At 54.0% G+C, this 26,178-nt stretch carries 26 protein-coding genes; 23 read left to right on the top strand and 3 right to left on the bottom strand.

The window, feature by feature from the left end; translation table 11 throughout:
- Positions 1 to 64 precede the first annotated feature (64 nt).
- The 14 genes from ACT3RQ_RS00310 (at position 65) to ACT3RQ_RS00245 (ending at position 12,389) form a co-directional block, all read left to right on the top strand.
- Positions 65 to 814 (top strand): electron transfer flavoprotein subunit beta/FixA family protein, encoded by a 750-nt coding sequence (locus ACT3RQ_RS00310; RefSeq protein WP_192526376.1) that lies wholly within the window; start codon positions 65 to 67, stop codon positions 812 to 814.
- A gap of 56 nt (positions 815 to 870) precedes the next feature.
- A complete protein-coding gene (locus tag ACT3RQ_RS00305; RefSeq protein WP_172116385.1) occupies positions 871 to 1,797 on the top strand; it encodes an electron transfer flavoprotein subunit alpha/FixB family protein in 927 nt (308 codons plus the stop codon).
- A gap of 200 nt (positions 1,798 to 1,997) precedes the next feature.
- On the top strand, positions 1,998 to 2,609 hold the full coding sequence (locus ACT3RQ_RS00300; RefSeq protein WP_193053757.1) for a superoxide dismutase: 612 nt from the start codon (positions 1,998 to 2,000) through the stop codon (positions 2,607 to 2,609).
- Between the two features lie 252 nt (positions 2,610 to 2,861).
- On the top strand, positions 2,862 to 3,083 hold the full coding sequence (gene nrdH / locus ACT3RQ_RS00295) for a glutaredoxin-like protein NrdH (protein ID WP_087109257.1): 222 nt from the start codon (positions 2,862 to 2,864) through the stop codon (positions 3,081 to 3,083).
- 7 nt (positions 3,084 to 3,090) lie between these two features.
- Positions 3,091 to 3,528, top strand: a complete 438-nt coding sequence (gene nrdI, locus ACT3RQ_RS00290; protein WP_444679739.1) for a class Ib ribonucleoside-diphosphate reductase assembly flavoprotein NrdI — start codon at positions 3,091 to 3,093, stop codon at positions 3,526 to 3,528.
- Positions 3,510 to 5,693: a class 1b ribonucleoside-diphosphate reductase subunit alpha gene (nrdE, locus tag ACT3RQ_RS00285; RefSeq protein ID WP_253926942.1), complete on the top strand. Its 2,184-nt coding sequence runs from the start codon at positions 3,510 to 3,512 to the stop codon at positions 5,691 to 5,693. Before nrdI ends, nrdE begins: the two co-directional genes overlap by 19 nt.
- Positions 5,694 to 5,779: 86 nt before the next feature.
- A complete protein-coding gene (gene nrdF / locus ACT3RQ_RS00280) occupies positions 5,780 to 6,751 on the top strand; it encodes a class 1b ribonucleoside-diphosphate reductase subunit beta (protein WP_087109253.1) in 972 nt (323 codons plus the stop codon).
- Between the two features lie 38 nt (positions 6,752 to 6,789).
- Positions 6,790 to 7,203: an NUDIX hydrolase gene (locus ACT3RQ_RS00275; protein WP_193053755.1), complete on the top strand. Its 414-nt coding sequence runs from the start codon at positions 6,790 to 6,792 to the stop codon at positions 7,201 to 7,203.
- A gap of 259 nt (positions 7,204 to 7,462) precedes the next feature.
- Positions 7,463 to 8,248 carry a DUF3450 family protein gene (locus ACT3RQ_RS00270; RefSeq protein WP_193056302.1) on the top strand — a complete coding sequence of 262 codons (786 nt, stop codon included), beginning with the start codon at positions 7,463 to 7,465 and terminating at the stop codon, positions 8,246 to 8,248.
- Entirely contained in the window at positions 8,245 to 9,609 is a 1,365-nt protein-coding gene (locus tag ACT3RQ_RS00265; protein WP_193056303.1) for a MotA/TolQ/ExbB proton channel family protein, read from the top strand. The genes ACT3RQ_RS00270 and ACT3RQ_RS00265 overlap by 4 nt, the downstream gene beginning before the upstream one ends.
- 1 nt (position 9,610) lies before the next feature.
- Positions 9,611 to 10,153 (top strand): MotA/TolQ/ExbB proton channel family protein, encoded by a 543-nt coding sequence (locus tag ACT3RQ_RS00260; RefSeq protein WP_172116391.1) that lies wholly within the window; start codon positions 9,611 to 9,613, stop codon positions 10,151 to 10,153.
- Complete coding sequence (locus ACT3RQ_RS00255; RefSeq protein WP_193056304.1) at positions 10,146 to 10,553, top strand: ExbD/TolR family protein; 408 nt, start codon at positions 10,146 to 10,148, stop codon at positions 10,551 to 10,553. The genes ACT3RQ_RS00260 and ACT3RQ_RS00255 overlap by 8 nt, the downstream gene beginning before the upstream one ends.
- Positions 10,550 to 11,320 (top strand): energy transducer TonB, encoded by a 771-nt coding sequence (locus ACT3RQ_RS00250; RefSeq protein WP_193056305.1) that lies wholly within the window; start codon positions 10,550 to 10,552, stop codon positions 11,318 to 11,320. Before ACT3RQ_RS00255 ends, ACT3RQ_RS00250 begins: the two co-directional genes overlap by 4 nt.
- A 4-nt stretch (positions 11,321 to 11,324) precedes the next feature.
- The gene (locus ACT3RQ_RS00245) at positions 11,325 to 12,389 is read left to right on the top strand and encodes a hypothetical protein (RefSeq protein ID WP_193056306.1); all 1,065 of its coding nucleotides are present in this window, start codon (positions 11,325 to 11,327) and stop codon (positions 12,387 to 12,389) included.
- On the opposite strand, the gene xthA is transcribed toward ACT3RQ_RS00245, so the two are convergent.
- Both xthA and ACT3RQ_RS00235 read right to left on the bottom strand, forming a co-directional pair.
- Positions 12,382 to 13,221 carry an exodeoxyribonuclease III gene (gene xthA / locus ACT3RQ_RS00240; RefSeq protein ID WP_193056307.1) on the bottom strand — a complete coding sequence of 280 codons (840 nt, stop codon included), beginning with the start codon at positions 13,219 to 13,221 and terminating at the stop codon, positions 12,382 to 12,384. The genes ACT3RQ_RS00245 and xthA overlap by 8 nt on opposite strands.
- On the bottom strand, positions 13,221 to 13,469 hold the full coding sequence (locus tag ACT3RQ_RS00235; protein WP_172116396.1) for a hypothetical protein: 249 nt from the start codon (positions 13,467 to 13,469) through the stop codon (positions 13,221 to 13,223). The genes xthA and ACT3RQ_RS00235 overlap by 1 nt, the downstream gene beginning before the upstream one ends.
- Before the next feature lie 145 nt (positions 13,470 to 13,614).
- On the opposite strand from ACT3RQ_RS00235, the gene rhlB reads away from it, so the two are divergent.
- Together rhlB and dinG are read left to right on the top strand one after the other, a co-directional pair.
- Positions 13,615 to 14,889, top strand: a complete 1,275-nt coding sequence (rhlB, locus tag ACT3RQ_RS00230; RefSeq protein ID WP_441677079.1) for an ATP-dependent RNA helicase RhlB — start codon at positions 13,615 to 13,617, stop codon at positions 14,887 to 14,889.
- A gap of 5 nt (positions 14,890 to 14,894) precedes the next feature.
- On the top strand, positions 14,895 to 17,024 hold the full coding sequence (gene dinG / locus ACT3RQ_RS00225; RefSeq protein WP_444638905.1) for an ATP-dependent DNA helicase DinG: 2,130 nt from the start codon (positions 14,895 to 14,897) through the stop codon (positions 17,022 to 17,024).
- Positions 17,025 to 17,093: 69 nt separating this feature from the next.
- On the opposite strand, the gene ACT3RQ_RS00220 is transcribed toward dinG, so the two are convergent.
- Positions 17,094 to 18,170, bottom strand: coding sequence for a 3-deoxy-7-phosphoheptulonate synthase (locus ACT3RQ_RS00220; protein ID WP_444630128.1), 1,077 nt, complete (start codon positions 18,168 to 18,170; stop codon positions 17,094 to 17,096).
- Positions 18,171 to 18,499: 329 nt separating this feature from the next.
- Here ACT3RQ_RS00220 and rpoE point away from each other — a divergent pair, with 329 nt between their 5' ends.
- From rpoE to lepB, 7 genes are all read left to right on the top strand, one after another.
- Positions 18,500 to 19,099, top strand: coding sequence for an RNA polymerase sigma factor RpoE (rpoE, locus tag ACT3RQ_RS00215; protein ID WP_172116400.1), 600 nt, complete (start codon positions 18,500 to 18,502; stop codon positions 19,097 to 19,099).
- 343 nt (positions 19,100 to 19,442) lie between these two features.
- Positions 19,443 to 20,177, top strand: coding sequence for a sigma-E factor negative regulatory protein (locus tag ACT3RQ_RS00210; protein ID WP_444638906.1), 735 nt, complete (start codon positions 19,443 to 19,445; stop codon positions 20,175 to 20,177).
- Between the two features lie 166 nt (positions 20,178 to 20,343).
- Positions 20,344 to 21,291, top strand: coding sequence for a MucB/RseB C-terminal domain-containing protein (locus ACT3RQ_RS00205; RefSeq protein WP_444638908.1), 948 nt, complete (start codon positions 20,344 to 20,346; stop codon positions 21,289 to 21,291).
- A gap of 67 nt (positions 21,292 to 21,358) precedes the next feature.
- The gene (locus ACT3RQ_RS00200; protein ID WP_444621432.1) at positions 21,359 to 21,805 is read left to right on the top strand and encodes a SoxR reducing system RseC family protein; all 447 of its coding nucleotides are present in this window, start codon (positions 21,359 to 21,361) and stop codon (positions 21,803 to 21,805) included.
- 66 nt (positions 21,806 to 21,871) lie between these two features.
- Positions 21,872 to 23,287 (top strand): DegQ family serine endoprotease, encoded by a 1,416-nt coding sequence (locus tag ACT3RQ_RS00195; protein WP_444638909.1) that lies wholly within the window; start codon positions 21,872 to 21,874, stop codon positions 23,285 to 23,287.
- A 194-nt stretch (positions 23,288 to 23,481) separates the two neighbouring features.
- Entirely contained in the window at positions 23,482 to 25,299 is a 1,818-nt protein-coding gene (lepA, locus tag ACT3RQ_RS00190; RefSeq protein ID WP_172116405.1) for a translation elongation factor 4, read from the top strand.
- Between the two features lie 14 nt (positions 25,300 to 25,313).
- Entirely contained in the window at positions 25,314 to 26,117 is an 804-nt protein-coding gene (lepB, locus tag ACT3RQ_RS00185) for a signal peptidase I (RefSeq protein ID WP_444638910.1), read from the top strand.
- Positions 26,118 to 26,178: the final 61 nt, after the last annotated feature.

Genomic DNA, 26,178 nt, shown 5'->3' with positions numbered 1-26,178 from the left:
GGTGTCCGCTGGGCGGGTGCCGACTTTGGTTAACGGCTTTTGCCACCAGCCAAGCGAGGAACCTATGAAAGTACTCGTCGCGGTTAAACGCGTCATCGACTATAACGTCAAAATCCGCGTCAAAGCAGATCACTCTGACGTTGATCTTACCAATGTCAAAATGGCCATGAATCCCTTCTGCGAAATTGCGGTGGAAGAGGCGGTACGCCTAAAAGAGAAGGGCGTTGCTACTGAAGTGGTGGCCGTCACCGTTGGCCCCAAAGCCGCCCAGGAACAGCTGCGTACCGCGCTGGCGCTGGGTGCTGACCGCGCTATTCACATCGAAACCGACGAGCGAGTTGAGTCGCTAGCAGTTGCCAAGTTGCTGGCCAAGGTGGTTGACGAAGAGCAGCCCGGCTTGGTCATCCTGGGTAAGCAGGCGATCGACACCGACAATAACCAGACGGGCCAGATGCTGGCTGCCTTAACCAACTTGCCGCAAGGCACGTTCGCCTCAGAAGTGGCCATTGATGGTGATACGGTTAACGTTACCCGTGAAATCGATGGCGGCTTGCAGACTGTTGCGCTGACGCTGCCTGCCATTGTGACAACCGATTTGCGCTTGAACGAGCCACGCTACGCCAAGCTGCCGGATATCATGAAGGCTAAAAAGAAACCGATGGACGTCAAAACCCCTGCCGATTACGGCATTGAGGTGGCATCCAGGGTAAGCCTTTTGAAAGTCGAGTCCCCGGCAGAACGTAAAGGCGGTATTAAGGTTGCGTCGGTGGATGAATTGATCGATAAACTAAAAAACGAAGCCAAAGTTCTTTAAGAAAAGTTCTTTGAGATAAGTTCTTCAAGATAAGTGCTTTGAAAGGAGCTGATCTAATGAGCATTTTGGTACTTGCCGATATCAATGACGGCCAACTCGCCAGCGCCACCGCTCACGTGGTAGCTGCCGCCAAAGCCATCGGTGGCGATATTGACGTTCTGGTGGCTGGAGAGGGCGTCCAGGCTGCCGCTGAAGCAGCCGCCAAGCTTGATGGCGTCAGCAAGGTGCGGGTTGCAGATAACGCTGTTTACGCTTACCAACTGGCTGAGCCCATGGGCGCGCTGCTGGTGGAGTTAGCCAGTGGTTACACCCATGTGCTGGCGAGCGCCTCCACAACCGGTAAAAATGTGTTGCCGCGTTTGGCTGCCCTAAAAGATGTTAGCCAGCTTTCCGACGTCATTGGCATTGAGAGCGCTGACACCTTCCTGCGTCCCATTTATGCGGGGAACGCCATCGCCACCGTGAAAAGTGATGATGCGCTGAAAGTAATTACCGTACGCTCCAGCGCGTTTGATGCCGTTGCCAGCAGCGGCAGCGCTACGCTAGAAGCGGTCGATGTGGTGGTTGAAAATACCCAGTCAAGCTTTGTTAAAGAAGAACTTGCACAGTCCGACCGACCCGAGCTGGGTGGCGCCAAAGTGGTTATTTCAGGCGGCCGCGGCATGGGCAATGGCGAGAACTTCAAGCTGCTGGACGGTATCGCCGACAAGCTGGGGGCGGCCGTAGGCGCCTCACGGGCAGCGGTAGATGCAGGCTTTGTTCCTAACGACATGCAGGTCGGGCAAACCGGCAAGATCGTGGCACCTGATCTCTATATTGCCGTAGGTATTTCGGGCGCCATTCAGCATTTGGCGGGCATGAAAGACTCCAAGGTCATTGTCGCGATTAATAAAGACGATGAAGCACCGATCTTTCAAGTAGCGGACTATGGTCTGGTAGGCGATTTGTTCGAGATTCTGCCTGAACTTGAGAGCAAGCTGTAAGGCGTTTCTGGATTGACTTGGTTTACCCAAGCCGGCTTATTAAAAGCCGGCTTTTTTAGGAGAGTAAATTAGATAAACTGCCCGTAGTTGGCTAAAGTACGGGCAATGTGAGAAAGTGCCGCCAAAGCGGTTGAAAAAGGTGTGGGCTGACCACACCTATCATGATGAACGCAACGCAAGCCACTCAAGGAGATGATAATATGGCACATACACTTCCCGAACTGCCGTACGCTTATGACGCACTCGAGCCGCATATTGATGCGATGACCATGGAAATTCACCACTCGCGTCACCACCAAACGTACGTCAATAACCTCAACGCTGCACTTGAGGGCACAGGCCTTGAGGACGTTGCGATTGAAGAGCTCGTCTCAAACCTGGACCGTGTGCCGGAAGCCAAGCGTCAAGCGGTTATTAACAACGGCGGCGGCCATGCCAACCACTCCATGTTCTGGCAAATGATGTCGCCGAACGGTGGTGGTCAGCCTCAGGGCGATGTTGCCAATGCTATTGATAGCGAACTAGGCGGCCTGGACTCCTTCAAGGAAGAGTTCAAAAAGGCAGCCGTAGGTCGTTTTGGTAGCGGCTGGGCATGGCTCTCCGTGACTCCCGCGAAAAAGCTGGTTGTTGAAAATACGCTGAACCAGGATAACCCGTTGATGCACGGCAACACGCCGCTGCTCGTCCTGGATGTATGGGAGCACGCCTACTACCTGAAGTATCAGAACAAGCGTCCTGACTACGTTGCTACGTTCTTCGACGTCGTTAACTGGGAAGACGTAGAGCGTCGCTATCAGGCTGCTATCGCTTAATTTAGCGCTATGTCGGGCAGGATGCCAGCCGCTGGCGCCTGCACAATGCCGCCCCCTCTGTGGGGCGGTTTTTTTGTTTCCAGACCGTAGGCTGGGCATGAGCTGTCAATAACCTGTGGATGAAAAAATACTATATATGCTTGAATTGATTTTCCCATGGTCTATATATAGTATGTGTGATGTCTTCAGAGGGGGGGAGGTACTAGATATGCTCTGCCCGAAAAATACCGCTATGAAAAGGGGAAAATGACCATGGCAATCCAGATTTATAGCAAGCCTGCTTGTGTTCAGTGTACTGCTACCTACCGTGCTCTGGATAAACAGGGTCTAGCGTATACCGTTATTGATATCACCGCTGAGTCAGGTGCCCAGCAAGAAGTAGAAGCCCTTGGCTACCGCCAGCTTCCAGTGGTCGTTGCTGGTGATGATCACTGGTCGGGTTTCCGCCCGGACCGTATCCAAGCGTTGGCGTAAAATTGCTATGTTGGTGAACGCCGCCGCTGCAACACCCCAGGTCGGCAGCCTAATTTATTTCTCCACCAAATCAGGTAACACTCATCGTTTTGTACAAAAACTTGGTCTGGCCGCACAGCGTCTTCCGCTAGGGCGTGATGAACCGACGCTACATGCCACAGCACCTTATATATTAATCACGCCCACCTACGGGGGCGGCGAGGCAAAAGGTGCGGTGCCAGGGCAAGTTATTCGCTTTCTTAACGATGAGCAGAATAGACGCTTTATTCGCGGCGTCATTGCTGCCGGTAACACTAATTTTGGTGATGCGTATGGCCTGGCTGGTCGCGTTATTGCAGAAAAGTGCCGTGTGCCATTGCTGTATCGATTTGAATTATTTGGCACCGACGATGACGTGGCCAAGGTTCGCAAAGGAGTAGAAGAGTTTTGGAAACGACAAACCTAGTCACGAAAAACCAGGCTGAACCCAAACGGCCGGCTACGGGAGCTTCCGAAGCGCGTACTTTGGATTACCACGCGCTAAACGCGATGCTTAATTTGTACGGTGCCAACGGTGAGCTACAGCTGGATAAAGACCGTGAAGCAGCACGTCAGTACTTCCTGCAACATGTTAACCAGAACACCGTCTTTTTCCACTCGCTGGAAGAAAAGCTCGATTACCTGATGGAAGAGGGCTATTACGAAGCGGAGATGCTCGGCCAATACAGCTTCGCTTTTGTTAAAGCGTTGTTTGAGCAGGCGTATGCCTACAAATTCCGTTTTCCAAGCTTTTTAGGTGCCTTCAAGTACTACACCAGCTATACGCTAAAAACGTTCGACGGTAAGCGTTACCTTGAGCGCTATGAAGACCGCGTATGCATGGTGGCACTGACCCTGGCGCGCGGCGATGAAGCGCTGGCAAAATCCTTGGTTGATGAAATAATCAGCGGTCGTTTCCAGCCAGCGACGCCTACCTTCCTGAACTGCGGCAAGCAGCAGCGCGGTGAGTTGGTATCGTGCTTCTTGCTGCGTATTGAAGACAACATGGAGTCGATCGGTCGCTCGATTAACTCAGCGCTACAGCTTTCCAAGCGGGGCGGCGGTGTTGCCTTTTTGTTGAGCAATATCCGTGAGTCCGGCGCACCCATCAAGCGTATTGAAAATCAGTCGTCGGGTATTATCCCGATCATGAAACTCTTGGAAGATGCCTTCTCCTATGCGAACCAGCTGGGTGCTCGCCAAGGCGCTGGCGCGGTTTATCTGAATGCGCACCACCCCGATATCCTGAGCTTTTTGGATACCAAGCGTGAAAATGCTGACGAGAAAATCCGCATTAAAACGTTGTCGCTGGGCGTGACGATTCCGGATATTACGTTTGAGCTTGCCAAGCGTAATGACGATATGTACCTGTTCTCGCCTTACGACGTTGAGCGTGTTTATGGCGTCCCGTTTGGCGACGTCAGCGTTACCGAGAAATACCATGAGATGGTCGCGGACGCGCGCATCCGTAAGCACAAAATCAATGCGCGGGCATTCTTCCAGACACTGGCAGAGCTGCAGTTTGAGTCGGGCTACCCGTACATCATGTTTGAAGATACGGTCAACCGGGCGAACCCGATTGCTGGTCGTATCAATATGAGTAACCTGTGCTCGGAAATTCTGCAGGTCAACACACCTACCGAATACGACGATGATCTTGGCTATCGCCAAATGGGGCAGGATATCTCCTGTAACCTGGGATCGATGAACATCGCCAAGGTAATGGACGCCGGCAATATTGGCGAAAGCGTTGAGATCGCCATTCGCGGGTTAACCGCGGTTTCTGAAATGAGCAATCTACGTAGCGTACCCTCTATTGCCGAAGGTAATGCCAAGTCACGCGCTATTGGTCTTGGTCAGATGAACCTGCACGGTTACCTGGCTCGCGAACACATTTATTATGGCTCTGAAGAGGGGTTGGACTTTACCAACCTGTATTTCTACTGCATCGCCTTTCATGCCATCCGCGCATCGAACCGCTTGGCGATTGAGCATAACGATACGTTTGCAGGCTTTGAAGACTCCAAATATGCAACGGGCGAGTTCTTCGATAAATATACCGACCAGGAGTGGCTGCCACGCACCGATAAAGTACGCGGCCTGTTCGAGCGTAGCGACATCACGCTGCCTACTCAGCAGGACTGGCAGGAGCTCAAGGCTTCGGTAATGGCCCACGGCCTTTATAATCGCAACTTGCAGGCGGTGCCGCCCACGGGCTCTATTTCCTATATTAACCACTCGACCTCAAGTATCCACCCGGTAGCGGCCAGGATCGAGATTCGTAAAGAAGGCAAGCTGGGGCGTGCTTATTACCCTGCGCCGTTCTTGAGCGAGTCCACGTTTGATTACTTCCAGGACGCTTATGAAATTGGCCCTGAGAAGATTATTGATACCTACGCTGAGGCTTCCAAGCACGTTGATCAGGGGCTCTCATTGACGCTGTTCTTCCCGGACACTGCGACAACGCGTGATATCAATAAGGCGCAGATTTACGCGTGGCGAAAAGGTATTAAAACGCTCTATTACATTCGTCTGCGCCAAAGCGCGCTGGAAGGTACTGAAGTGGAAGGCTGTGTTTCCTGCACGCTTTAATACCCGTGCCTGGCAAATTGCCAGCATTTGATATTCTGTACTTGATGCGCCGTATGTAATACGGCGCTTTTAATGAGAGTTATTTCATGACTACCACGCAACGCTTATCGCGGGTGAATGCGATCAACTGGAACCGTCTTCAGGATGACAAGGATCTTGAAGTATGGAATCGCCTGACCAGTAACTTTTGGCTGCCGGAAAAAGTGCCGCTTTCCAACGATATTCAATCGTGGAACACACTGACCCAGCAGGAAAAGCAGCTAACCATTCGCGTGTTTACAGGCCTGACGCTGCTGGATACGATCCAAAGCAGCATTGGTGCTCCGGTGCTAATGGAAAATGCTCGCACACCCCATGAAGAGGCGGTATACACCAATATTGCGTTTATGGAGTCGGTGCATGCGCGTTCGTACAGCTCGATTTTCTCGACGCTATGCGCCACGCGCGATGTGGACGATGCCTTCCGGTGGAGTGAAGAGAATCCCACGCTCCAGGCTAAGTCAGAACTGATTCTGGAGCGCTATCGCTCTGATGACCCGTTGATGCGCCAGGTGGCCAGCGTATTTTTGGAGTCCTTTTTGTTCTATTCGGGCTTCTATCTGCCCATGTACTGGTCCAGCCACGCCAAGCTAACCAACACCGCTGATCTTATTCGTTTGATTATTCGCGATGAAGCGGTACACGGTTACTACATTGGCTACAAATTCCAGCAAGCCTTGGCAGAAGCCACGCCCGAGCGTCAGCAGGAAGTCAAGGATTACGCGTATGAGCTGCTTCTTGAGCTGTATGATAATGAAGTGCGCTACACCGAGTCACTGTATGACGAAGTGGGGCTGTCGGAAGATGTGAAGAAATTTCTTCATTATAACGCCAACAAAGCGCTGATGAACCTGGGCTATGAGCCGCTGTTCCCCAGTAGCGTGACCGACGTTGACCCGACGATTATGGCGGCTCTGTCGCCCAGCGCGAATGAAAACCACGACTTCTTCTCAGGCTCTGGCTCCTCGTACGTTATTGGCAAAGCCATTGCCACTGAAGATGATGACTGGGAGTTTTAATAGTCTCATCCGGTAAGCGGTAAAAAGAGGGAAGGGCCATGCCAGATGTAACGCCAAACACGGCCAGTGTACTGAAAATCGCAGCGGCGGTTGTAAGTGACCTGGATGGTCGACTGCTGCTGGTGCGTAAACAGGGCACCGCTTTCTTTATGCAGCCGGGCGGTAAGATCGACCTGGGTGAAACGGCACTGGCAGCACTATGTCGTGAGCTTAAAGAAGAGCTCGGTTTGCATGTCACTGAAGACCGGCTGCTTCCTTTGGGCGTACAGAAGGCCCCGGCGGCGAATGAGCCTGGCATGACGATTGAAGCGCAGCTCTATGGGCTGGTGATTGATGAGCCGGTAGAGGCGGCCGCTGAAATCGCTGAAGCCAAATGGGTAAGCCGTGAGCAGGCGTGGGAGCTTCCTCTCGCGCCGCTAACCAAAGGCTATGTCATAAGGACCGTGTCATAAAGACATGTGCCATAAAGACATGTGTCATGTTGAACGTTTAAGACATCAAGCATCACCATTATAAGCGGGGCGCCATTTGGCGCCCTTTTTTATACCCAAAATAAAGCAAAAAAACGTCTTAATGTTAATGATAAATATTGTCATTTATTGAGATGGTGGTAGGCTAACGCGTAGAATTTAAACGCAAATCGTTCTTATACTTAATTGGTTTCTAGTGTGGCTAATGGTAAAGCTCGCTAGGCAGTAACGGAGAGTCGACGTGCTGAACAGGTCTTTCTTTGCCGTGCGTACGTGTTGCTTAGCCTTCGTGCTAGTCAGCGGTGGGCTAATGGCAAGCGATGAAACAGCGGGCCAGGCGGCCCAGAGCGTAGAAGCCCAACAAACCCAGGCGGCCCTGCAGCAGCAAATTGATGCAGCCGATGAAGAGACCCGGGGCGCGCTAGAAGAGTTACGTCGGCTAGAGCGTGAGACTCGCCAAATGGAGGCCACAAACGCGTCGCTAAGTGCGCGTTTGGTAGAAGAAGCCGAACGTCAGAAGCGTTTAAGTACTGCACTGAATACCCTGGAAGAGACACGCGCGGCGCTACCGCTTATCGAGCAGGATATGCAAGCACAGCTAACGCGCTGGATTGAGCAGGATATGCCGTTCTTGCGCGATGAGCGCTTGGCTCGAGTCGTGCACTCTGATGAGGCGCAGAGCAGCAACACCGTTGAGCGGATCAACGGCTTATTAGAAGCATGGCGAGTAGAGCTTGAATACGGCCGTGACATTGATAACTGGCGCGGACGTTTGCAAAGCCCTGAAGACAATGCTCGGGAAGTAGATTATCTACGCGTCGGTAGAATTGGATTTTACTACCTGACGCCAGACGCTCGGGAAGGCGGTGTTTGGGATGCCGCCAACCATGAATGGCTACCGTTGGATGAGCGAGCACGGCGCGAAGTCCGCAATGGTCTGCGCATCGCCGCTGACCAGCGCACGCCGGATCTATTGAGGTTGCCGCTATCCATTACCGTTGCAGAACAGCAGGGAGGTCAGCCATGAGCGTCAATCGTCAACGTCTGCAACGCCTGGTAAGTGCTGGTTTGTTGGTGGGGCTTGTCGCCGTCAGTTTCGGCGTCTCGGCGCAAAGTGAGCCTGTTTCATCGCTACGCGAAGCACGCCAGGCCGCTGAGGCGCGTGATCAGGAGCGCTTGGCGCGCTTTTTGGAAGATCAGCAAGCGTTAAATGCAGCGCTTGAAGAGGCTCGCGCCGCCCACCAGTCAGCCGAGGAGCAGCGTGAGGCGCTGCAAGCCCAGCAAACCGAGCAGGCTGAGCAGGCCAGTGAGTTAACCGAGCGCCAGAACGAACAGGGTGAAGCGCTTTCCGGCTTGTTGGCCAACCTTGCGCGACACAGTACCGAAGTGCGCAACGCATTGGGTGAAGATAGCTGGTTAACCTTGCAAGAAGAGATACTGCCGCCTCGCCTGGATAACGCGGAAGTGCTTGAGCGTCGTCAGCTAGAAAACGTGGTCGACAGCCTGGCAACGCTGGCTGCAAAAACCGGGCAGGTTGAACGTTTGGAGCTTCCGGTCGCGGATTCCGGCGGCACGATCGCGCCCCGTAACGTGGTTCGATTGGGTGACTTCGCCGCGTTTACGGAAAATGCACTACTTCAGCAAGATGGTGACGTCAGTCATTTGGCCGAAGCGCCGCGTACGCCAGACGAAATTCAAAGTGTGCTCGCGGCGTACCATCAGGGAGAAAGCAGGGAATTCCTGATTGACCCCACTCAAGGCCCCGTTTTACAGGCGCTTTCTCAACGTCCTAGCCTGTGGGAGCGTTTCCAGCAGGGCGGGTACGTCGGTTATGTCATCGTCGTGCTAGGGGTGTTGGGTCTATTGGTGGCGTTGGGGCAATATGCTTACTTGGTGCTACAGAGTCTTCGTGTGCGCCGTCAACGTCAGTCGCTTAATCAGTTGCAGTCGAATAACCCACTAGGCCGCGTGTTGCTTCGCTTTAAAGAGATGGATAAGCACCAAACCCCTGAAGCGTTAGAAGCACGTTTGGATGAAGCGGTACTAGCAGAGCTGCCGCGCATTGAGCGGGGTCAGCCCATTGTTAAGCTATTGGCTGCTATTGCACCGCTGCTGGGGTTGTTAGGAACGGTGACCGGCATGATTGTAACGTTTCAGGCGATTACCGTGTTTGGCACTGGCGATCCGCAGCTCATGGCAGGGGGGATTAGCCAGGCATTGGTCACCACGGTGCTGGGCCTCATTACGGCGGTGCCTTTGCTGTTTGCGCAAACGGCGCTTTCAAGCCGCAGCCGTCACTTAAGCCAGGTGATTGAAGGCGAGGCGAGTGCGACCTTGGCGGATCATTTGGAAGCTCAATCTACTGCTCATGCTACGTCGGTGAATTGATATGCCCACGCTACCTCTCTGGCTTGAACCGGTAGAGCGGTTAGTCGATGCCGGTGGTGCGGTTCTGGTCGTGCTGGCGTTGGTCGCGGTGCTGGTGTTCGGCATGGCGATAGAGCGCTGGTGGTACTACCGCATTACCTGGCGTTCCGCCCGTCGGCAGTTGATTCGTCGCTGGGCGGAGCGCCGCGACCACCGCAGCTGGAGCGCGCGCACGCTACGCCACGTGTGGACAGAAGCACTAGTGGCCAGGCTTCGTCGTCCGCTGCCCTGGTTAAAGCTGCTGGTCGCGCTCTGCCCCTTGCTGGGCCTGCTGGGTACTGTTACCGGCATGATTACCGTATTTGATAGTCTCTCGATGAGTGATACGCATCAAGCGCGCGCGATGGCTGATGGCGTGGCGCGTGCAACGCTGCCTACGTTAACCGGCATGGCGATTGCGGTCGTGGGGCTTCTGTTTATTAGTCGTTTAGAGCACGTGATTCGTCGAGAAGATCAGCGGTTGCATGACCGGCTGGCACGTGCCTTGGAGGAGAGTGATGCGTAGACGCCGTTCAATGGACGCAAACGCAGAAAGCAATGAAGTCAACCTGACGCCCATGCTCGATGTGGTGTTCATTATGCTGATCTTCTTTATCGTAACGACCAGTTTTATTAAAGAGAGCGGTATCGAGATTGAACGCCCGGAATCGAGTGCGGCGAGTCCACGCCCGGAAGCGCAGGTGCTGGTGGCTATTACGCCTGAAGGTGCTGTCTGGGTGGACGGTAAGCCAGTGGATGTCCATCACGTAGGGCGGGAAGTGGCCGGTATGTTGACCGAGCAAGGGTCTGCCGTGATTCAGGCGGACCAGGCATCGACGACCGGGCTGCTCATTGAAGTTATGGATCGCCTTAAAGAGGCTGGGGTAGAGCAGGTGGCCGTCGCTGCGAGCCGGAGTGCGCCATGATGCGTCATGCGGTGTCCTTTCTGGTGGGAATTACGCTGGCAGTGGGTCTATTTTGGCTGCTGGCGCTACTGGTAACGCCGCCAGAAAGCGAGCCTGAAACGCCGATAATGACCATGACCATGAATATGGTGGAAGCGCCAGAAGTGGCGCCTGAGCAAGAGGCGCCAGCGCCGCAGCCTGCGCAAGCCACGCCTCAGCAGGCGCCGCCGCCCATGCCGACACCCGAGCCGCCTCCGGTAACCGATAGTGCTATTACGCTGCCTGATGTAGAGCTACCTGACGTACCCGTCGAGCCGGTGGAGATGGATGATGAGCTGCCGGAGTTAACGGAAATAGCGCCCGAACCTCAACCCGAGCCTCAGCCCGCACCGCAGCCGGAACCTGCACCTGAGCCATCCCCAGAGCCGCCGAAGGAAGCAGCGCCAGTAGAGACGCCCACGGAGGCACCCGCTCAGCGTGAAGCGGCCCCGGTAGCCGAAGCGCCGCCTTCCAACGAGCCAGTAAGTGTCGGGCAGGTGGCGCCTACCAATCGTGTTAACCCCAATTATCCACCGCGCGCGCAGCGCAGAGGTATGGAAGGGTTCGTTGAGGTGGAATTTATTATTCGTCGCGATGGTAGCGTTGACCGGTCCTCCGTTCGAGTAACGAATTCTCAGCCACGGCGTGTATTTGATGACGCCGCCCAAAAGGCTATTGGGCAGTGGCAGTTTGCCAGCAGCCAGCAGATCCGGCGTGCCACACAGCGCATAGAGTTTCAATTGAGGTAGCGGAATGCAGCGTTTAGCATGGATTCTAATGTTCAGTGTCTGGGCTTCTGCCGCCCAGGCCGATGCACCGCTTTCGGGTGACATCATTCGTGATTTGAAAATGCAGCAAGAGCAGTTGCAAAGTGGTGCGTTTGAGACCGTGGCTGAACGCGCCACCGCCCAGGCGAATCGATTGGCTGGAGGAAATGTTTCTGATCGTTGGGCCAGTGCGCTCTACCATCAGCTGGCGGCAAGCGCTTTGGCTCGCCAGGAAAAGCCTGCTCAGGCCGCTGATCATCTCGCATTGGCGCGTCAGACCAGCGGTGTGGGTGCAGAGCAGGCAGCGCGTTGGTTGCGTGAAGAAGCGTCGCTGCGGCGTGTGGCGGGGCAAAATGAGCAGGCCATTGATTTATTGAGCGAATGGCTAGAGAGCGAGCAGGATATCGCCGCGCTATGGCAGTTGGTGCGTCTGATGGCGCAAGAGGCGCAGTGGGATGCTGCCGCTGAGCGGCTGAATCAGGCCGTTGAGCAAACACAAGCGCTTGATGAGAGCCAGCAAGCACTGGCGCTTGCCGTACTACGACATTCAGGGCAAAGCGAGCAGGCGCTTGGCTGGTTGGTTGAAGGCCTGGGCCCACAAAGCGATAGAGACGCGTGGCAGCAGGCAGCGGGGCTTGCCCAGCAGGCAGGCCAGCCAGGCGTTGCCGCTGGCTTGTGGGAAATGGCGTGGCAGTTGGGCAAGCTGGAAACAAAGGATGACTTTTGGCTACTGGTTCAGTTGCATCGAAGCGGAGGAACGCCTGCGCGGGCCGCTGAACATGTGGAAAATGCCTTGGCGAAGGGGGAGCTTGAGCGAGATGAGCACTCGTTACGCTTGCTCGCCACGTCCTGGCAACAGGCCCGGCACGTCGACAATGCGCTAAGTGCCTGGCAGGCATTGGCTGAATATACCCAAGCGGCCAAGGACTGGCGCCAATATGGGCAGTTGGCTTATGCCTGGGGAAATGAAGAGCAGGCCGAGCAGGCACTTTTTCAGGCAGCTGAGTTGGGCGATGAAGAAGCCAGCCAGTGGCTGGCCAATTTCAATTAACGTCAGAAGTACTGAGCGTAATCGCAAAATCGCTCCAGGTCGGTGCATGGTCGGAGGGGCGTTCCATAGCGCGCAGCTCATAATCGATCCCCGCTGCCTGAATGCAGTCGGCAAGCGGCTGTGTTACTAGAATATAGTCGATCCGTAGGCCACGTTTGGGCTCGCGGTCAAAGCCTTTGGAACGATAATCAAACCAACTGAACCGCTCATTGTTCTCTGGGTAGCAAAGGCGATAGCTGTCGGTTAGTCCCCAGGCTTTGATGCCCGCCAGCCATTCGCGCTCAATCGGCTGAAAACTTGCTTTGCCTTCACGCAGCCAGCGCTTGCGGCTTGCCTCGCCAATACCGATATCCTGATCTTCAGGTGAAATGTTAAAATCACCCATAATCGCTAGACGCTCGTCCGCACGGTAATGTTTGTTGAGCAGACTTGTGAGTTGGCGGTAAAAGTGCGCTTTATGGGGAAATTTCGTCGGATGGCTAACGTTTTCACCCTGTGGGAAGTAGCCGTTCCAAACGGTGACTGATTCGCCGTCGTTAGCCAGCAAGCGTACGCCAATCATGCGCCGCTGCGCTTCTTCGCCATCATCGGGAAAGCCATAAAAGATGTCCTGGGGCTTTTGGCGGCACATTAACGCCACCCCATAGTGGCCTTTTTGCCCATGGTAATAGACGTGATAGCCCATAGCCTCTACATCGGCCAGGGGGAACTCGCTGTCCTGTACTTTGGTTTCCTGCAGGCCTATAACGTCAGGCTGCTGGGTATCAATCAAGGCCTGCAACTGATGAAGCCGAGCGCGGATGCCGTTGATGTTGAAAGAAACCAATCGCATTACGATTTATCCTCTGGCGTATGATCCGCCTCTTTGTCAGGATGGATGGCGATACTTTGGCCCTCCTGTTGGCGCGCCAGCTTGCGCTCTGCCTGAAGTTTACGCTGCTGCTGCTTTTTGGCGACAAAACGGCGTGATGAGGTCACTTGGTCGGGGTTATCATGGCGCCACTGTTTATAGTCTTTGCGGCGCCCGGTGCGAATCGTCACCTTGTCAGCCAAAGAACGTGTTTTTTTCTTACGCGTCATGTCGCGCTCCTTATGTCGAATTAAGCCATATTCTAACAGGCTCTGGCCTACCTTCGACAGCAGGACGCGCTCTTAGCGCCAACCCCTGATACAATACGCGCTTCGTGATGCCTAACATTCACAGTAATGGACAGATACATAGCCTATGAGCGAGTCGGAACAGACCATAGCATCGGCCCAGAACCGCAAGCCGAAACGTCGCCGTCGGAAACCGCGTCGCCGCCAGTCTAGCTGGGATCTTCGTCAGTTTCAGGTGCCTGCCGTGGCTGGCAAATGGCGCTTTCATGACTTTGATCTGCCGCTACCGTTGATGCGCGCCATTCATGCCCAAGGGTTTGAATACTGCACACCGATCCAGGCTGAAGCGCTACGTGCAACGCTGCTGGGTGGCGATATAGTGGGTAAAGCGCAAACCGGTACCGGCAAGACGGCTGCATTTTTGATCTCGGTAATGGCGTACTTCCTTGAAGAGCCTGCACCTGATGGTCAAAAGCCCGGTGCGCCGCGAGCACTGATTATTGCGCCTACGCGTGAGTTGGCCCTGCAAATCGAAAAAGACGCCAAGGCGCTTGCTCGCTTTACGCAGTTGAACGTGGCCAGCGTTGTTGGTGGGATGGACTATCAAAAGCAGCGCGAAAGTCTGGGCAAAAAGATTGATATCCTGGTCGCAACGCCAGGCCGCTTGCTGGATTTCCATCAAAAGCGTGATATCGACCTTTCTGAAGTGGAAGTGCTGGTATTGGATGAAGCCGACCGTATGCTGTCGATGGGCTTTATTCCTGACGTGAAGCGTATTATTCGCTACACGCCGAAGACAGAAGAGCGCCAGACGTTCCTGTTTTCTGCCACCTTTACCGACGATATTCTCAATCTGGCCAATCAGTGGACGGTTAACCCAGCCCACGTTGAGATTGAAGTCACGGTTGAAAACCAGGCGGATATTGACCAGCGTGTTTATCTCGTCTCGGACGACGATAAGCAGCGCCTGCTGGTAAACCTGCTTGAGCAAGAGAGCTTTGAGCGTGTGATGGTATTCGGTAATCGCCGCGATTTGGTTCGTAAGCTGGATGACCTGCTGAAAAAAGCCGGTATCAGTGCGGCCATGCTGTCGGGTGACGTACCGCAAAACCAGCGCATCACTACGCTTGAGCGTTTCCGCGAAGGTGATATTCAAGTGTTGGTTGCTACGGATGTGGCAGGCCGCGGAATTCACATTGAAGACGTAAGCCACGTCATCAACTACACGCTGCCTGAAGACCCGGAAGACTACGTTCACCGTATTGGTCGTACCGGTCGTGCAGGCGCCAAAGGCGTTTCCATCAGCTTTGTGGGCGAAGAAGATGCCTTCTCATTGCCTGAGATCGAACGCTATATCAACGGCAAACTGCCCTGCGAACATCCGCCGGAAGGTATGCTGTAAAGCACATGCTTGATGATGCCCTAAAAAGCGATATTCAGGACGCTTATCGTCGCGTGGTGGAAAAGCTTGAGCTGACGCCACGCTACGGGCAGCGCCTGATGATTGCTGAGATTGCCCGCACGTTAGGGGACATCGAAAGCGATAGCGAAGGCAAGCGCACCAGCGACAGTCATGTCTGTGTGCTGGAGGCAGGCACCGGTACCGGCAAAACGCTGGCGTATCTGATCGCTGCATTACCTATTGCGAAAGCGCGTGGTAAGCGGCTGGTCATTTCGACCGCTACGGTTGCCTTGCAAGAGCAAGTGCTGAACCAAGACTTGCCCGCGCTTGCCAGCCATAGTGGCATTGCCTTTCGCTACGCGTTGGCGAAAGGTCGCGGCCGATATGTGTGTGTGGCCAAGCTGGACCAGGTAATGGAAGGCGCTGAGCCTAACCCGACGCTTTCGCTATTCGAGCAGTCGCTGCAAACTGAAAGCAGCGATTTTACCGTGCTTGCTACTGATATGACGGACGCCTATGGGCAGGGTAAGTGGGAGGGCGACCGCGATAACTGGCCCACCACCATTGATGATGCCCACTGGCGGCGGCTAACAGTAGACCACCGCCAATGCACCGGTAGGCGCTGTGGCCACTTTGGCGCCTGTGCTTTTTTTCGCTCGCGTCGTGATCTTGAAAATGCGGATGTTATCGTTGCCAACCATGACCTGGTGCTGGCGGATTTGGCGCTGGGAGGTGGGGCGATTTTGCCGGATCCTGCCGACTGCATTTTTGTCTTTGATGAAGGCCATCACCTGCCTGATAAGGCGCTTTCGCATTTCGCCCACCGGTTTGCCGTACACGGCTGTGTGCGTTGGTTAAACACGCTTAAAAGCAGTTTGACCGACCTGAATCAGGCGTTGGCGGTGCAGCCCACCATCGCGCGCTTACTGGCAAGCCTGCCCGAGGCCATCCATGGCCTGGAACCTGTACTAGGCGATGTGTTTAGCGTAGGGCACCAGCTGGCAGGGCGGCCCAATGGGCTGTCCGATGAAGAAAACACACTGCAATCGCGGTTTGAAAAAGGCCAGGTGCCTGATGCACTGCGTGAACAGGCGCAGCAACTGCTGGTGATGTTTGCCACGCTCTCACGCTGTCTGGAAAGCATCAGCGAGATTCTGCGTGAAAGCCTTGATCCTGATAAACAGACCGGGCTTGATCGCGAGCAAGCGGAAAGCTGGTTGCCACTGGTCGCTCTGCTGCATGGCCGCGCCCTGGAGGCCCACGCCTTATGGCAAGCGTTTAGTGAACAGGATGCTCCTAACGCGCCGCCAAGTGCCCGGTGGCTTACGCTAAGTCGGGTGGCGGGTGAGCCTGAGATTGAGTTTTCTGCAAGCCCTGTATCAGCGGCCCATACGCTTGCCAAGCATTTGTGGGGGCGCTGCCATGGTGCAGTGGTCACCTCGGCAACGCTTACTGCACTGGGTCGATTTGAACGCATTCAGGAGCGCGCCGGGTTGGCTAATCGGTACCGCTACCAGGCGTTGCCCAGCCCGTTTGATTATGCCAATGCGGTGCTGCGTGTGCCAAAGGAGGCGACGGACCCGGGTGATCGCGATGCACATGAAAATGCGATCGCTCAGTTTGTCACGCAATTGACCGATAAAGAGGCGGCCCTGGTGCTGTTTTCTTCTCGTGCGCAGCTTCGCGCGGTAGAGAAAAGTCTGCCAGCGGCCATCAGAGAGCGGGTGCTTGCCCAGGATGCGCTGCCCAAAAGAGAGTTAATTGAGCGGCACCGCGCGGCGGTCGACAAGGGCAAAGGCAGTATTATTTTTGGGCTAGCCAGTTTTGCTGAAGGGATTGATCTGCCTGGTGACTATTTGACCCACGTGGTGATCACGCGGCTGCCGTTTTCAGTGCCGGATGACCCCGTAGGGGCGACGCTTGCCGAATGGATCGAGAGCCAGGGCGGGAACTCGTTTATGCGTATTAGCGTGCCGGATGCCTCGATTAAACTGGTGCAGGCCTGTGGGCGGCTGATTCGTAAAGAGAGCGACCAAGGGGTCATTACGTTGTTGGACAAGCGTGTGATTACCCGGCGCTACGGTCAGGCGCTACTGGATGCTTTACCACCGTTCAGGCGCGAGATTCACCCATAAGCCACCTGTAATCATCTGCCCCCCCCCGCTATGGCATACGCCATAGCGGGGCATGTGCATGCAGTCAGGTTACTGCGCAATGCGCTTGGCAAGTGCCGGTGCCAGCTTATCGTTCATGCGGGTAAACGTTTCTACCGTCGTATCCCAGTCGATGCAGGCATCCGTAATGGAGACGCCGTACTGCAGTTGGCTTAGGTCCGCGGGGACTTTTTGATTGCCCCAGCCGATATTGGATTCCACCATCAGGCCGATGATAGAGGTGTTGCCTTCAAGGATTTGGTTGGTCACGTTCTCCAATACCAATGGCTGTAAAGCCGCGTCTTTATTAGAGTTGGCGTGAGAACAGTCGATCATGATATTGGCAGAAAGATTGGCTTTTTTAAGCTCTTTTTCAGCCAGCGTCACGCTAACACTGTCGTAATTGGGTTTGCCGTTACCGCCCCGTAGAACGACGTGGCCGTATGCGTTACCCCGGGTGCGAATAATGGCTACTTGACCGGCTGGGTTAATGCCCAGGAAATTATGCGGGCTCGCCACGGACTGCAGCGCATTGATAGCGACGTCCAGGCTGCCATCGGTTCCGTTCTTAAAACCGACCGGTGAGGAGAGGCCTGAGGCCATTTCGCGGTGGGTTTGTGACTCAGTGGTACGTGCACCAATCGCTGACCAACTGATACAGTCTTGCAGATATTGAGGCGAAATGGGGTCGAGTGCTTCGGTCGCCAGCGGCAAGCCAATGTCCGCCAGGTCGACCAGCAGCTTGCGCGCAATATGCAGGCCTTCATCAATCTCAAAGGAGTCGTTGAGGTGCGGGTCGTTGATAAGGCCTTTCCAGCCGACCGTTGTGCGAGGCTTTTCAAAATACACGCGCATCACGATATAAAGACTATCGTTGACCTGGTCGGCCAGTTTGCGCAAGCGGCGGGCGTAATCCAGCGCTGCGTCTACATCGTGGATAGAGCAGGGGCCGACGACAACTAACAGGCGTGGATCTTTACCATCCAGAATATTCTGAATGGTTTGACGCCCTTCAATGACCGTACGTTCAGCGGTATCGGTAAGAGGAACCGCCCGCTTGAGTGCGTCGGGCGTGGTGAGGACATCCTGAGCGAGGACGTTAAGGTTATGGACCTGTTGTTCTGACATCTAGCTACCTATGCGTGCGCAGTGAGCGAAAAATAACGCCTACTATGGCGTGTCAGGGTGGTAAAAATCAATTCTTGAGGAACTTGAAAGCGTTGGGCAGTGTCAGCTTCAAGATTTTGCAAGTAGTGTGTAAGCGCTTGATGCCTCGTACAGAACGCGTAACACTTAGCGTTATGAATCATAAACACAGCGGCATATTGGTCGCCGCTGTCATCATTGTCATTAATTAATGCCCAAGGGACGCTATGCTGCTTGCTGTGAAGGCCCGCTCAAATGGGGTGACAGAAATAGGGCTCGACGCATGTCGTACGAGCTGGAGGGGCGTGTGAATGGGCACTCGGGAAACGGATCAACAGCTTGTCGAACGTGCCCAAAAAGGTGATACGCGCGCGTTTGATCTGCTGGTAAAAAAATACCAGCATAAAATTATTGGTTTGATCGGTCGCTACGTACACGATCACTCTGAGGTCCAGGACGTGGCCCAGGAAGCGTTTATCAAAGCCTATCGAGCGCTCGGTAAGTTTCGTGCTGAAAGTGCTTTCTATACATGGATGTATCGCATTGCTATCAATACGGCTAAAAACCATCTGGTGTCTCGGGGCCGACGACCACCTGGTAGCGACCTGGACATCGTGGATGCAGAGCTTGTCGACCAGAGTGGCCGATTGGCGGATGCCGAGTCGCCAGAAGCCGCTATCGCACGTGACCAGCTTGAAGCCGCCGTTTTTGAGGCGATTGAAAAGTTGCCGGACGATCTACGTACGGCCATTACGCTGCGCGAACTGGATGGCCTTGCCTACGAAGATATTGCTCAGGTAATGCAGTGCCCAGTGGGGACTGTGCGTTCGCGGATTTTTCGCGCGCGTGAAGCGGTGGATGAACACATTCGACCGTTAGTGACGACTGCACGGAACAGTCGCGACGAATAGTGGTCGATAGAACTGAATAAACACAGTGCTGCTGGAAGTTGCAGGTAACGGTCAGGACACAGAAAATTACGTTTTTCCTTTTTTTGTGAACTGTCTGGCAGGCAAAGCGTCATACTCATCAGTTGCTTCCGTTGAACGGATGAGAACAAGCAGCCGTGACGCTTTAGAGCTACCATGTCGCATCAAGCGGCTGATGTACCAAAGAATGAGGCAGCATCATGCGAGGTGCGTTGCACTAAGCGAGTTGTTATCAGATCTTGGCCAGTGGAGTTGTTACAGCGGTCGCTGCTTATTTGCCGTGCTGCGGTAAGGCTTCATTTAACACAGTGTGAGGGTGTGAAGTATGAGTCAAAACACACGGGAATCGCTTTCAGCATTAATGGATAGCGAAAGTGATGAGCTGGAACTACGCCGAGTGTTGAAGGCACTGCCAAATGATGCTGATGCGGCAGATACGTGGCGACGTTACCACTTGGCTCGTAGCATGATGCAGCGTGAGCGGAGTGTTGATGTGAGCGCCGACCTTTCCGCCGGTATTATGGCGCGTTTACAGGATGAACCTGCTCCGATGATGGCTGACGCCCCAGCGTCAACCCCTGCTCGGTCAAGTAACATCTCTTTTGCTCGCGGCGCCGGTGTTGCAGCAGCGGTATCACTTATGGTGATTACTGGTGTTCAGTTCTTTGGTGCTGACGGTGAAAGTATTGAGCCAGGCAACACTATTGCGGCAACGTCCTCGACGGGCGGAGGTGCAGCGGATCAGGTTCAGCCTGTCAACCTTGCCGCCTCGCAGCCAGCGTCAATGACCTCTGCCAGTATGCCGATGTTTGAACCAACGCCTTTTCGGGTTAATGGTCAAGCGCAAAACGGGCTAATGAACGTAAGCGAAACGGGTTTCGCTTCAGCCGCCGTGGCTCAAAGTGCTCCCGCACAGCAAGGTACCACTATTGATGTTGATCAGATCAGGCTTCTGCAGTCGTATCTGGAGCAGCATTCTCAGGGTGCCGCTTATGGCAATGGCGAAAGCTGGATGCCATTGATGCGTTCTTCTGTCACTGAACCGCTAGGCCAACGCTAACCTGTTATGACAATGTTTCCGGAGTGAGGCACCTGAATACGCATTTTAAACACGTATTCGTAAGGTATAACTCGGGAAAATGCCTTGTTTTCGAGATAGGCATTTGAAAGATGGCAGGTAACAGCAGGCTAAGAGTGGCTACCGATAGACAAGGGAATAAACCCGCATGATGGTGACCTGGCGAAACAGGTGGATGGCTTCTGCTGCGTTATTGAGCATTAGCCTGTTGCCTTTACAGCTCTATGCACAAACTGATGAACGGGGCATGTGTGCGGATGTGCCCTCTGAAAATGCATCTGGCAATGTTCAGGTGTGGCTGGAAAGAAGTTTACAGGCGAGCCATTGTTATACGTTTCAAGCGCGGGCCGTGGCGATTAATGCCATTGATGTGCGCACGCTAGCGCTTTCTCATCGCATTCAGGATGGTGTTCGTCAGCAAGTTGTTCAGCAGCTTGATGGCCCTTCTGTAAGCGTCGAGCGTCGCTCCCGCGTAGGACAGCTGGCTTGGTCAGAAAAAAGCGAAAACGGTGCGTTCCCTTCTCTGGAAGGGTGGGTTGACCACGCTTCTCAGTTTTACGATATTTCGCTGGATGAAGACGTCCGAGTCGCTGGGCGCGAGGCGGCAACGCTTCGATTTGAGCCGCATGACCAGCAGCGTTATACCCATGAGTGGTGGTTGGATAATGCAACTGGCTTATTGTTAAAACACGTGCTAAGCGATTCAACGGGTCGTATTTTAGAAACCTTTCAAATAACACAATTAAATGAGCCCGAGCGTTATGCAGGTCAGGTTGTCATTGATGCGTTGCCCGTCAGCACAGAGCCCGCTTGGCAGCCTTCATGGCTGCCCGAAGGGTTTGTCGCTCAGCCGACATTCTCCCAGGATGACGAGGCGCATCAGCGTTTGTATAGCGACGGTTTGGCCACCATTAGCATTTTTGCCGAGCCTCAAGCGGGGCCGCAAGATTTGAATCGCGGCGTCCACCAAATTGGTGTTTCGTCGATAGCGGTTGACGAATATGCTGAAGGCGAGCAGTACTGGCAGCTCGTCGGTATTGGTGAAGTTCCCCCTTCAATGCTTCAGCGTATTGTTCAATCGGTTGAGTTTGACTAAATTTTCTTATTTACATTGTGCGCATGATCTACAGCTCAATCAGTCCAGCCAAGGTATTAATGCGTTGATGAAATCTGAAAGTGATGCCTTGCTGCGTGCCGGTCGCGTTGTTGGCTACACCCCGCGAGGGCTGTTAGTCGATGTGTCGGTTAAAGAGAGTTGCCAGCAGTGTGCCCAGGGCCGTGGATGTGGCATGGGCGTGTTGGCGCGTCAGCAGCATCAGCGTATTGAAGTCAAAACCCCTTATGCCCCCACTCAACTTTGCGAACACTACCCGCTTGGCACAAGCGTAACGCTTACTCTTGGCCGTTCCGATATTACCCTGTTAGCCTTGCTTGTCTATGCGCTGCCGTTATTGGTTGCGCTACTGTTATCAGGAGGGGTTGCAGCGTTAGGCGGGGCTGAGTGGTGGGCACCCGCCAGTTTTTTTATGACGTTGTTCATTGGGTGTGGGATTTTAAAAAAATTGCTTAGCGGGCGAACGGAACGCTTTCGCCCTCAATTGGTCAGTTAGGCGTCCTGCATCTCATGGTGAGTTGCACTTCCTTCGTTTGATGTCTGCTTTATTAGGAGCTCTTACATGAAGCGCTTGGTTCTTCCTTCCGCATTATGGCTATGCATGGCCACATTATTGATGATAGGCCAAAATGCCTATGCCTATAATTTACCCGATTTCACAGAGTTGGTTGAAGAGGCCGCGCCAGGCGTTGTCAATATTTCAACCAGCCGTACCGTGCAACGCAGTAGTGGCCCTTCAATGGGTGGGTTCGGTGGGCAAGAGATACCTGAGATTTTCCGGCATTTTTTCGGCGATAGTTTTCCAGCCCCGCCAGGTAGTGGCGGACAAGGGCGTGGTGAAGAGCGTCAGTCGCTGGGGTCTGGGTTCGTGATTAGCGATGATGGCTATATCATGACTAACGCCCACGTTGTCCAGGATGCTGACGAGATATTGGTGCGCTTGAATGACCATCGAGAGCTTTCCGCTGAGTTGGTTGGCAGCGATGCTCAGACCGACGTTGCACTTTTAAAAATTGATGCTTCTGAATTACCGGTCTTGAATCTTGGCAATTCTGACGATCTTAAAGTGGGTGAGTGGGTAGCCGCGATTGGCTCTCCGTTCGGGTTTGATCATTCCGTCACTGCAGGCATTATCAGCGCGATTAATCGCACATTGCCGCGTGATGCCTACGTTCCTTTTATTCAAACGGATGTGGCGATCAACCCAGGTAATTCCGGTGGGCCGCTGTTTAATCTTGACGGAGAAGTCGTCGGGATTAACTCGCAAATCTTTACCCGTAGCGGCGGCTTTATGGGGCTTTCATTTGCGATACCCATTAATGTCGCCATGGACGTTGCTGATCAACTGCGTGAAGAGGGGCGCGTTGATCGCGGTTGGCTAGGCGTCATGATTCAACCTGTATCTCAGGATTTGGCCGAATCCTTTGGTATGGAAAACGCAAGTGGGGCGCTCATTGCTGATCTTGACCCGGAAGGCCCTGCGGCGCAAGGCGGCTTGCGTGCTGGCGACGTGATTACTGGCGTCAATGGCGAAGAGGTTGATCGCTCAAGCACGCTGCCGCGCTTAATTGGCCGTGTTACGCCTGGAAGTGATGTGGAGCTTACCTTAATGCGCGATGGCGAAGAGGTAACGGAGACGGTAGCGCTGGGACATTGGCCCGATTCCGAAGCAGCCACACAGGGTGATGAAAGCAACAATCAGGTGCGTTTGGGCATTTCGGTTGCCGAGTTGGATGACGCGATGCGAGAGCGCCTAAATATTGAGGGGGGCGTTGCAGTGCGTCAGATTGAGCCTGGTAGCGTTGCCGCTCAAGCGGGCCTCCGTGTTGGCGATGTACTGGTAAGTGTTGATCACCGCAGCGTGTCTTCTCCGGATGAGTTGTTAGACATTGTCGAACAGCTACCCAGTGATCGGGCAATTCCAGTGCGTGTTTACCGTGAGGGGCGCTCACTGTTTTTAGCTTTACGCCTGGAATAAGACCTTCTCTGCCTACCCAGTCCGGCGGTTCTCGCCGGACTGCTGTTCCTATCCCGCACATATCGCTACAATAGCGCTTATCTTTTTAACGGAAATAGGCAAAGTGGCCAACATGCCAGCTGTTTTCGGGCTTTAAACTCTCGAGGCGGCTGGTAATAAAGCCGCTTACGTACCACTAAGGCAGACCACTCTCGATGTCCCACGACGTTTCTAGCAGTAATTTAAAGAATATAAGAAACTTCTCAATTATCGCTCATATCGATCACGGGAAATCAACGCTCTCTGATCGCTTGATCCAAACCTGCGGTGGATTGACCCAGCGTGAGCTTAAAGAGCAAGTGCTCGACTCCATGGACATTGAGCGCGAGCGTGGTATCACCATTAAAGCGCAATCGGTGACGCTCGATTACACTGCGGCCGATGGCGAGGTGTATCAGCTTAATTTCATCGATACGCCAGGCCACGTGGATTTCTCCTACGAAGTATCGCGCTCACTGTATGCCTGCGAAGGGGCGCTGCTGGTCGTAGATGCGGGCCAAGGAGTTGAGGCGCAGTCGGTAGCTAACTGCTATACCGCCATCGAGCAGGGCCTGGAAGTATTGCCGGTCCTCAATAAAATCGATTTACCCCAAGCCGACCCGGACAAGGTGGCGCAAGAGGTTGAGGAAATCATTGGTCTCGACGCCACAGACGCTTGCCAGGTGTCCGCCAAAAGCGGTATCGGCATTGAAGGACTGCTTGAACGTTTGGTGCGTGATATTCCGCCGCCTAAAGGTGATCGGAATGCCCCCCTGCAAGCATTGATCATTGACTCCTGGTTTGATAACTATCTGGGCGTAGTCTCGCTAGTGCGCTTGTTTGATGGCACGCTGCGCAAGGGCGACAAGATCCGTATCAAGTCAACGGGCCGCGACTGGAACGCCACTGAAGTGGGCATTTTTACTCCATTGCGCAAAGAGACCAATATCCTGCGCGCGGGTGAGGTGGGCTTTATTGTCGCAGGCATTAAAGAGATTCACGGTGCGCCGGTGGGTGACACTATCACGCATACCAAAACGCCCGACGTGCCGCGTCTGCCTGGTTTTCAGAAGGTGAAGCCTCAGGTGTATGCTGGGATGTTCCCCGTCAGTGCTGATGACTACGAAGACTTCCGGGATGCGCTTGAAAAGCTCGCGCTTAACGATGCCTCTTTAGAGTATGAACCGGAAAACTCGGATGCCCTGGGCTTTGGTTTTCGCGTCGGTTTCCTGGGCACGCTCCACATGGAGATTATCCAGGAGCGGCTTGAGCGCGAATACAATATTGACCTGATTACCACTGCACCGACCGTGGTATACGAGCTTGCGATGAAGAATGGTGATGTCACTTACATCTCCAACCCCTCCAAACTGCCGGATATGGCAGACGTGGATGAGATGCGTGAGCCCATCGTGAGGGCCAGTATTCTGGTGCCTCAGGAGTTTGTGGGTAACGTCATTACCGAGTGTGAGCAGCGCCGCGGTACCCAGAAAGACATGCAGTTCCTGGGTAACCAGATTCAGTTAGCCTATGAGTTGCCGATGTCGGAAGTGGTCATGGACTTCTTCGACCGTCTGAAATCCATCTCCCGCGGTTACGCGTCGCTTGAGTACAATTTCGAGCGTTTCGAAGCGGCCAAGCTGGTGCGCCTGGACGTGCTGATCAATAGCGAAAAGGTAGATGCCCTCGCGGTGATTATTCACCGTGATCATGCCCATAGCCGCGGCCGGCTGCTGGTCGAAAAAATGAAAGAGCTGATTCCGCGCCAGATGTTTGACGTGGCCATTCAGGCCGCTATCGGTGGTCAGGTAGTGGCGCGCTCTACCGTAAAAGCCCTGCGTAAAAACGTAACGGCAAAATGTTATGGCGGTGATGTAAGCCGTAAGAAAAAACTGCTGGAAAAACAGAAAGCCGGTAAAAAACGGATGAAGCAGGTGGGGCGCGTTGAAATTCCCCAGGATGCCTTCCTCGCTGTGCTCAAGGTTAACGACTAGGGAAGGTTTCCTTTATGGATTTTTCATTACTGCTGGTACTGGCCGTTGTAATTTCAGGGGTCGTTTATTTTATCGATATGATTTGGCTGCGGCCTAAGCGTCGTGAGCGGTTGGCGAAAGCAGAGGAAGCCGCTGCTGGGAACATCGACGCACCAACACAGGAAAAACTTTTAAAAGAGCCTTGGCCGGTCGATTATGCGCGCTCTTTTTTCCCGGTACTTCTGGTGGTATTGGTAGTACGCAGTTTTATTGTCGAACCGTTTCAAATTCCCTCGGGTTCAATGCGGCCTACGCTGGAAGTAGGCGATTTTATCCTGGTGAACAAGTTTGCCTACGGCTTGCGTTTGCCGGTGGTTCACAACCGTATTTTGGAGGTTGGTGAGCCTGAGCGTGGCGATGTGATGGTGTTTCGCTTCCCGGATGAGCCATCGGTTAACTTTATCAAACGGGTGGTAGGCCTTCCGGGCGACCGTATTCGCTACGAAGATAAACAGCTTTATGTGAACGGCGAACTGGTCACTAAAACGTTATTGGAAGAAGGCCCCGATGCCTCGCCACAAGAGCTATTATTAGAAGAGCAGTTGGGTAGCGTGCGCCATACTATCTACAACAACCCCCGCGACCCAGGACCGCAAATGCGCGAAGTTGAAGTGCCTGAAGGTCACTACTTCATGATGGGCGATAATCGCGATCACTCCAACGATAGCCGTTACTGGGGGGTTGTGCCGGAAGAGAATATCGTGGGTCGTGCATTTGCTGTTTGGATGCATTGGGACGGCGGGTTGCCCAGCTTTAATACGGTGCGACGCATTGAATGAATAAGTTTATGTCAGCCCTGGTTAGTCATGTCACTAATAGTTAACGTCAATGACGTAGGAG

This window comes from Halomonas sp. AOP43-D1-4 (assembly GCF_052446175.1).
Classification (GTDB): Bacteria; Pseudomonadota; Gammaproteobacteria; order Pseudomonadales; family Halomonadaceae; genus Vreelandella; species Vreelandella citrativorans.
Note: the sequence above shows the minus strand (reverse complement) of the source record. Positions and strands in the feature narration are given on the sequence as shown.

Bases quoted from the DNA above. Each gene is read 5' to 3' on its own strand.
- xthA (WP_193056307.1), bottom strand. From the start codon at position 13,221: ATGCGATTGGTTTCTTTCAACATCAACGGCATCCGCGCTCGGCTTCAT.
- ACT3RQ_RS00275 (WP_193053755.1), top strand. From the start codon at position 6,790: ATGCCAGATGTAACGCCAAACACGGCCAGTGTACTGAAAATCGCAGCG.
- ACT3RQ_RS00305 (WP_172116385.1), top strand. From the start codon at position 871: ATGAGCATTTTGGTACTTGCCGATATCAATGACGGCCAACTCGCCAGC.
- ACT3RQ_RS00260 (WP_172116391.1), top strand. From the start codon at position 9,611: ATGCCCACGCTACCTCTCTGGCTTGAACCGGTAGAGCGGTTAGTCGAT.
- rpoE (WP_172116400.1), top strand. From the start codon at position 18,500: ATGGGCACTCGGGAAACGGATCAACAGCTTGTCGAACGTGCCCAAAAA.
- nrdF (WP_087109253.1), top strand. From the start codon at position 5,780: ATGACTACCACGCAACGCTTATCGCGGGTGAATGCGATCAACTGGAAC.
- rhlB (WP_441677079.1), top strand. From the start codon at position 13,615: ATGAGCGAGTCGGAACAGACCATAGCATCGGCCCAGAACCGCAAGCCG.
- ACT3RQ_RS00195 (WP_444638909.1), top strand. From the start codon at position 21,872: ATGAAGCGCTTGGTTCTTCCTTCCGCATTATGGCTATGCATGGCCACA.
- ACT3RQ_RS00265 (WP_193056303.1), top strand. From the start codon at position 8,245: ATGAGCGTCAATCGTCAACGTCTGCAACGCCTGGTAAGTGCTGGTTTG.
- ACT3RQ_RS00250 (WP_193056305.1), top strand. From the start codon at position 10,550: ATGATGCGTCATGCGGTGTCCTTTCTGGTGGGAATTACGCTGGCAGTG.
- ACT3RQ_RS00200 (WP_444621432.1), top strand. From the start codon at position 21,359: ATGAAATCTGAAAGTGATGCCTTGCTGCGTGCCGGTCGCGTTGTTGGC.
- ACT3RQ_RS00205 (WP_444638908.1), top strand. From the start codon at position 20,344: ATGATGGTGACCTGGCGAAACAGGTGGATGGCTTCTGCTGCGTTATTG.
- ACT3RQ_RS00235 (WP_172116396.1), bottom strand. From the start codon at position 13,469: ATGACGCGTAAGAAAAAAACACGTTCTTTGGCTGACAAGGTGACGATT.
- ACT3RQ_RS00245 (WP_193056306.1), top strand. From the start codon at position 11,325: ATGCAGCGTTTAGCATGGATTCTAATGTTCAGTGTCTGGGCTTCTGCC.
- ACT3RQ_RS00310 (WP_192526376.1), top strand. From the start codon at position 65: ATGAAAGTACTCGTCGCGGTTAAACGCGTCATCGACTATAACGTCAAA.
- dinG (WP_444638905.1), top strand. From the start codon at position 14,895: ATGCTTGATGATGCCCTAAAAAGCGATATTCAGGACGCTTATCGTCGC.
- lepB (WP_444638910.1), top strand. From the start codon at position 25,314: ATGGATTTTTCATTACTGCTGGTACTGGCCGTTGTAATTTCAGGGGTC.
- ACT3RQ_RS00255 (WP_193056304.1), top strand. From the start codon at position 10,146: ATGCGTAGACGCCGTTCAATGGACGCAAACGCAGAAAGCAATGAAGTC.
- lepA (WP_172116405.1), top strand. From the start codon at position 23,482: ATGTCCCACGACGTTTCTAGCAGTAATTTAAAGAATATAAGAAACTTC.
- ACT3RQ_RS00220 (WP_444630128.1), bottom strand. From the start codon at position 18,170: ATGTCAGAACAACAGGTCCATAACCTTAACGTCCTCGCTCAGGATGTC.
- nrdH (WP_087109257.1), top strand. From the start codon at position 2,862: ATGGCAATCCAGATTTATAGCAAGCCTGCTTGTGTTCAGTGTACTGCT.
- nrdI (WP_444679739.1), top strand. From the start codon at position 3,091: ATGTTGGTGAACGCCGCCGCTGCAACACCCCAGGTCGGCAGCCTAATT.
- ACT3RQ_RS00210 (WP_444638906.1), top strand. From the start codon at position 19,443: ATGAGTCAAAACACACGGGAATCGCTTTCAGCATTAATGGATAGCGAA.
- ACT3RQ_RS00300 (WP_193053757.1), top strand. From the start codon at position 1,998: ATGGCACATACACTTCCCGAACTGCCGTACGCTTATGACGCACTCGAG.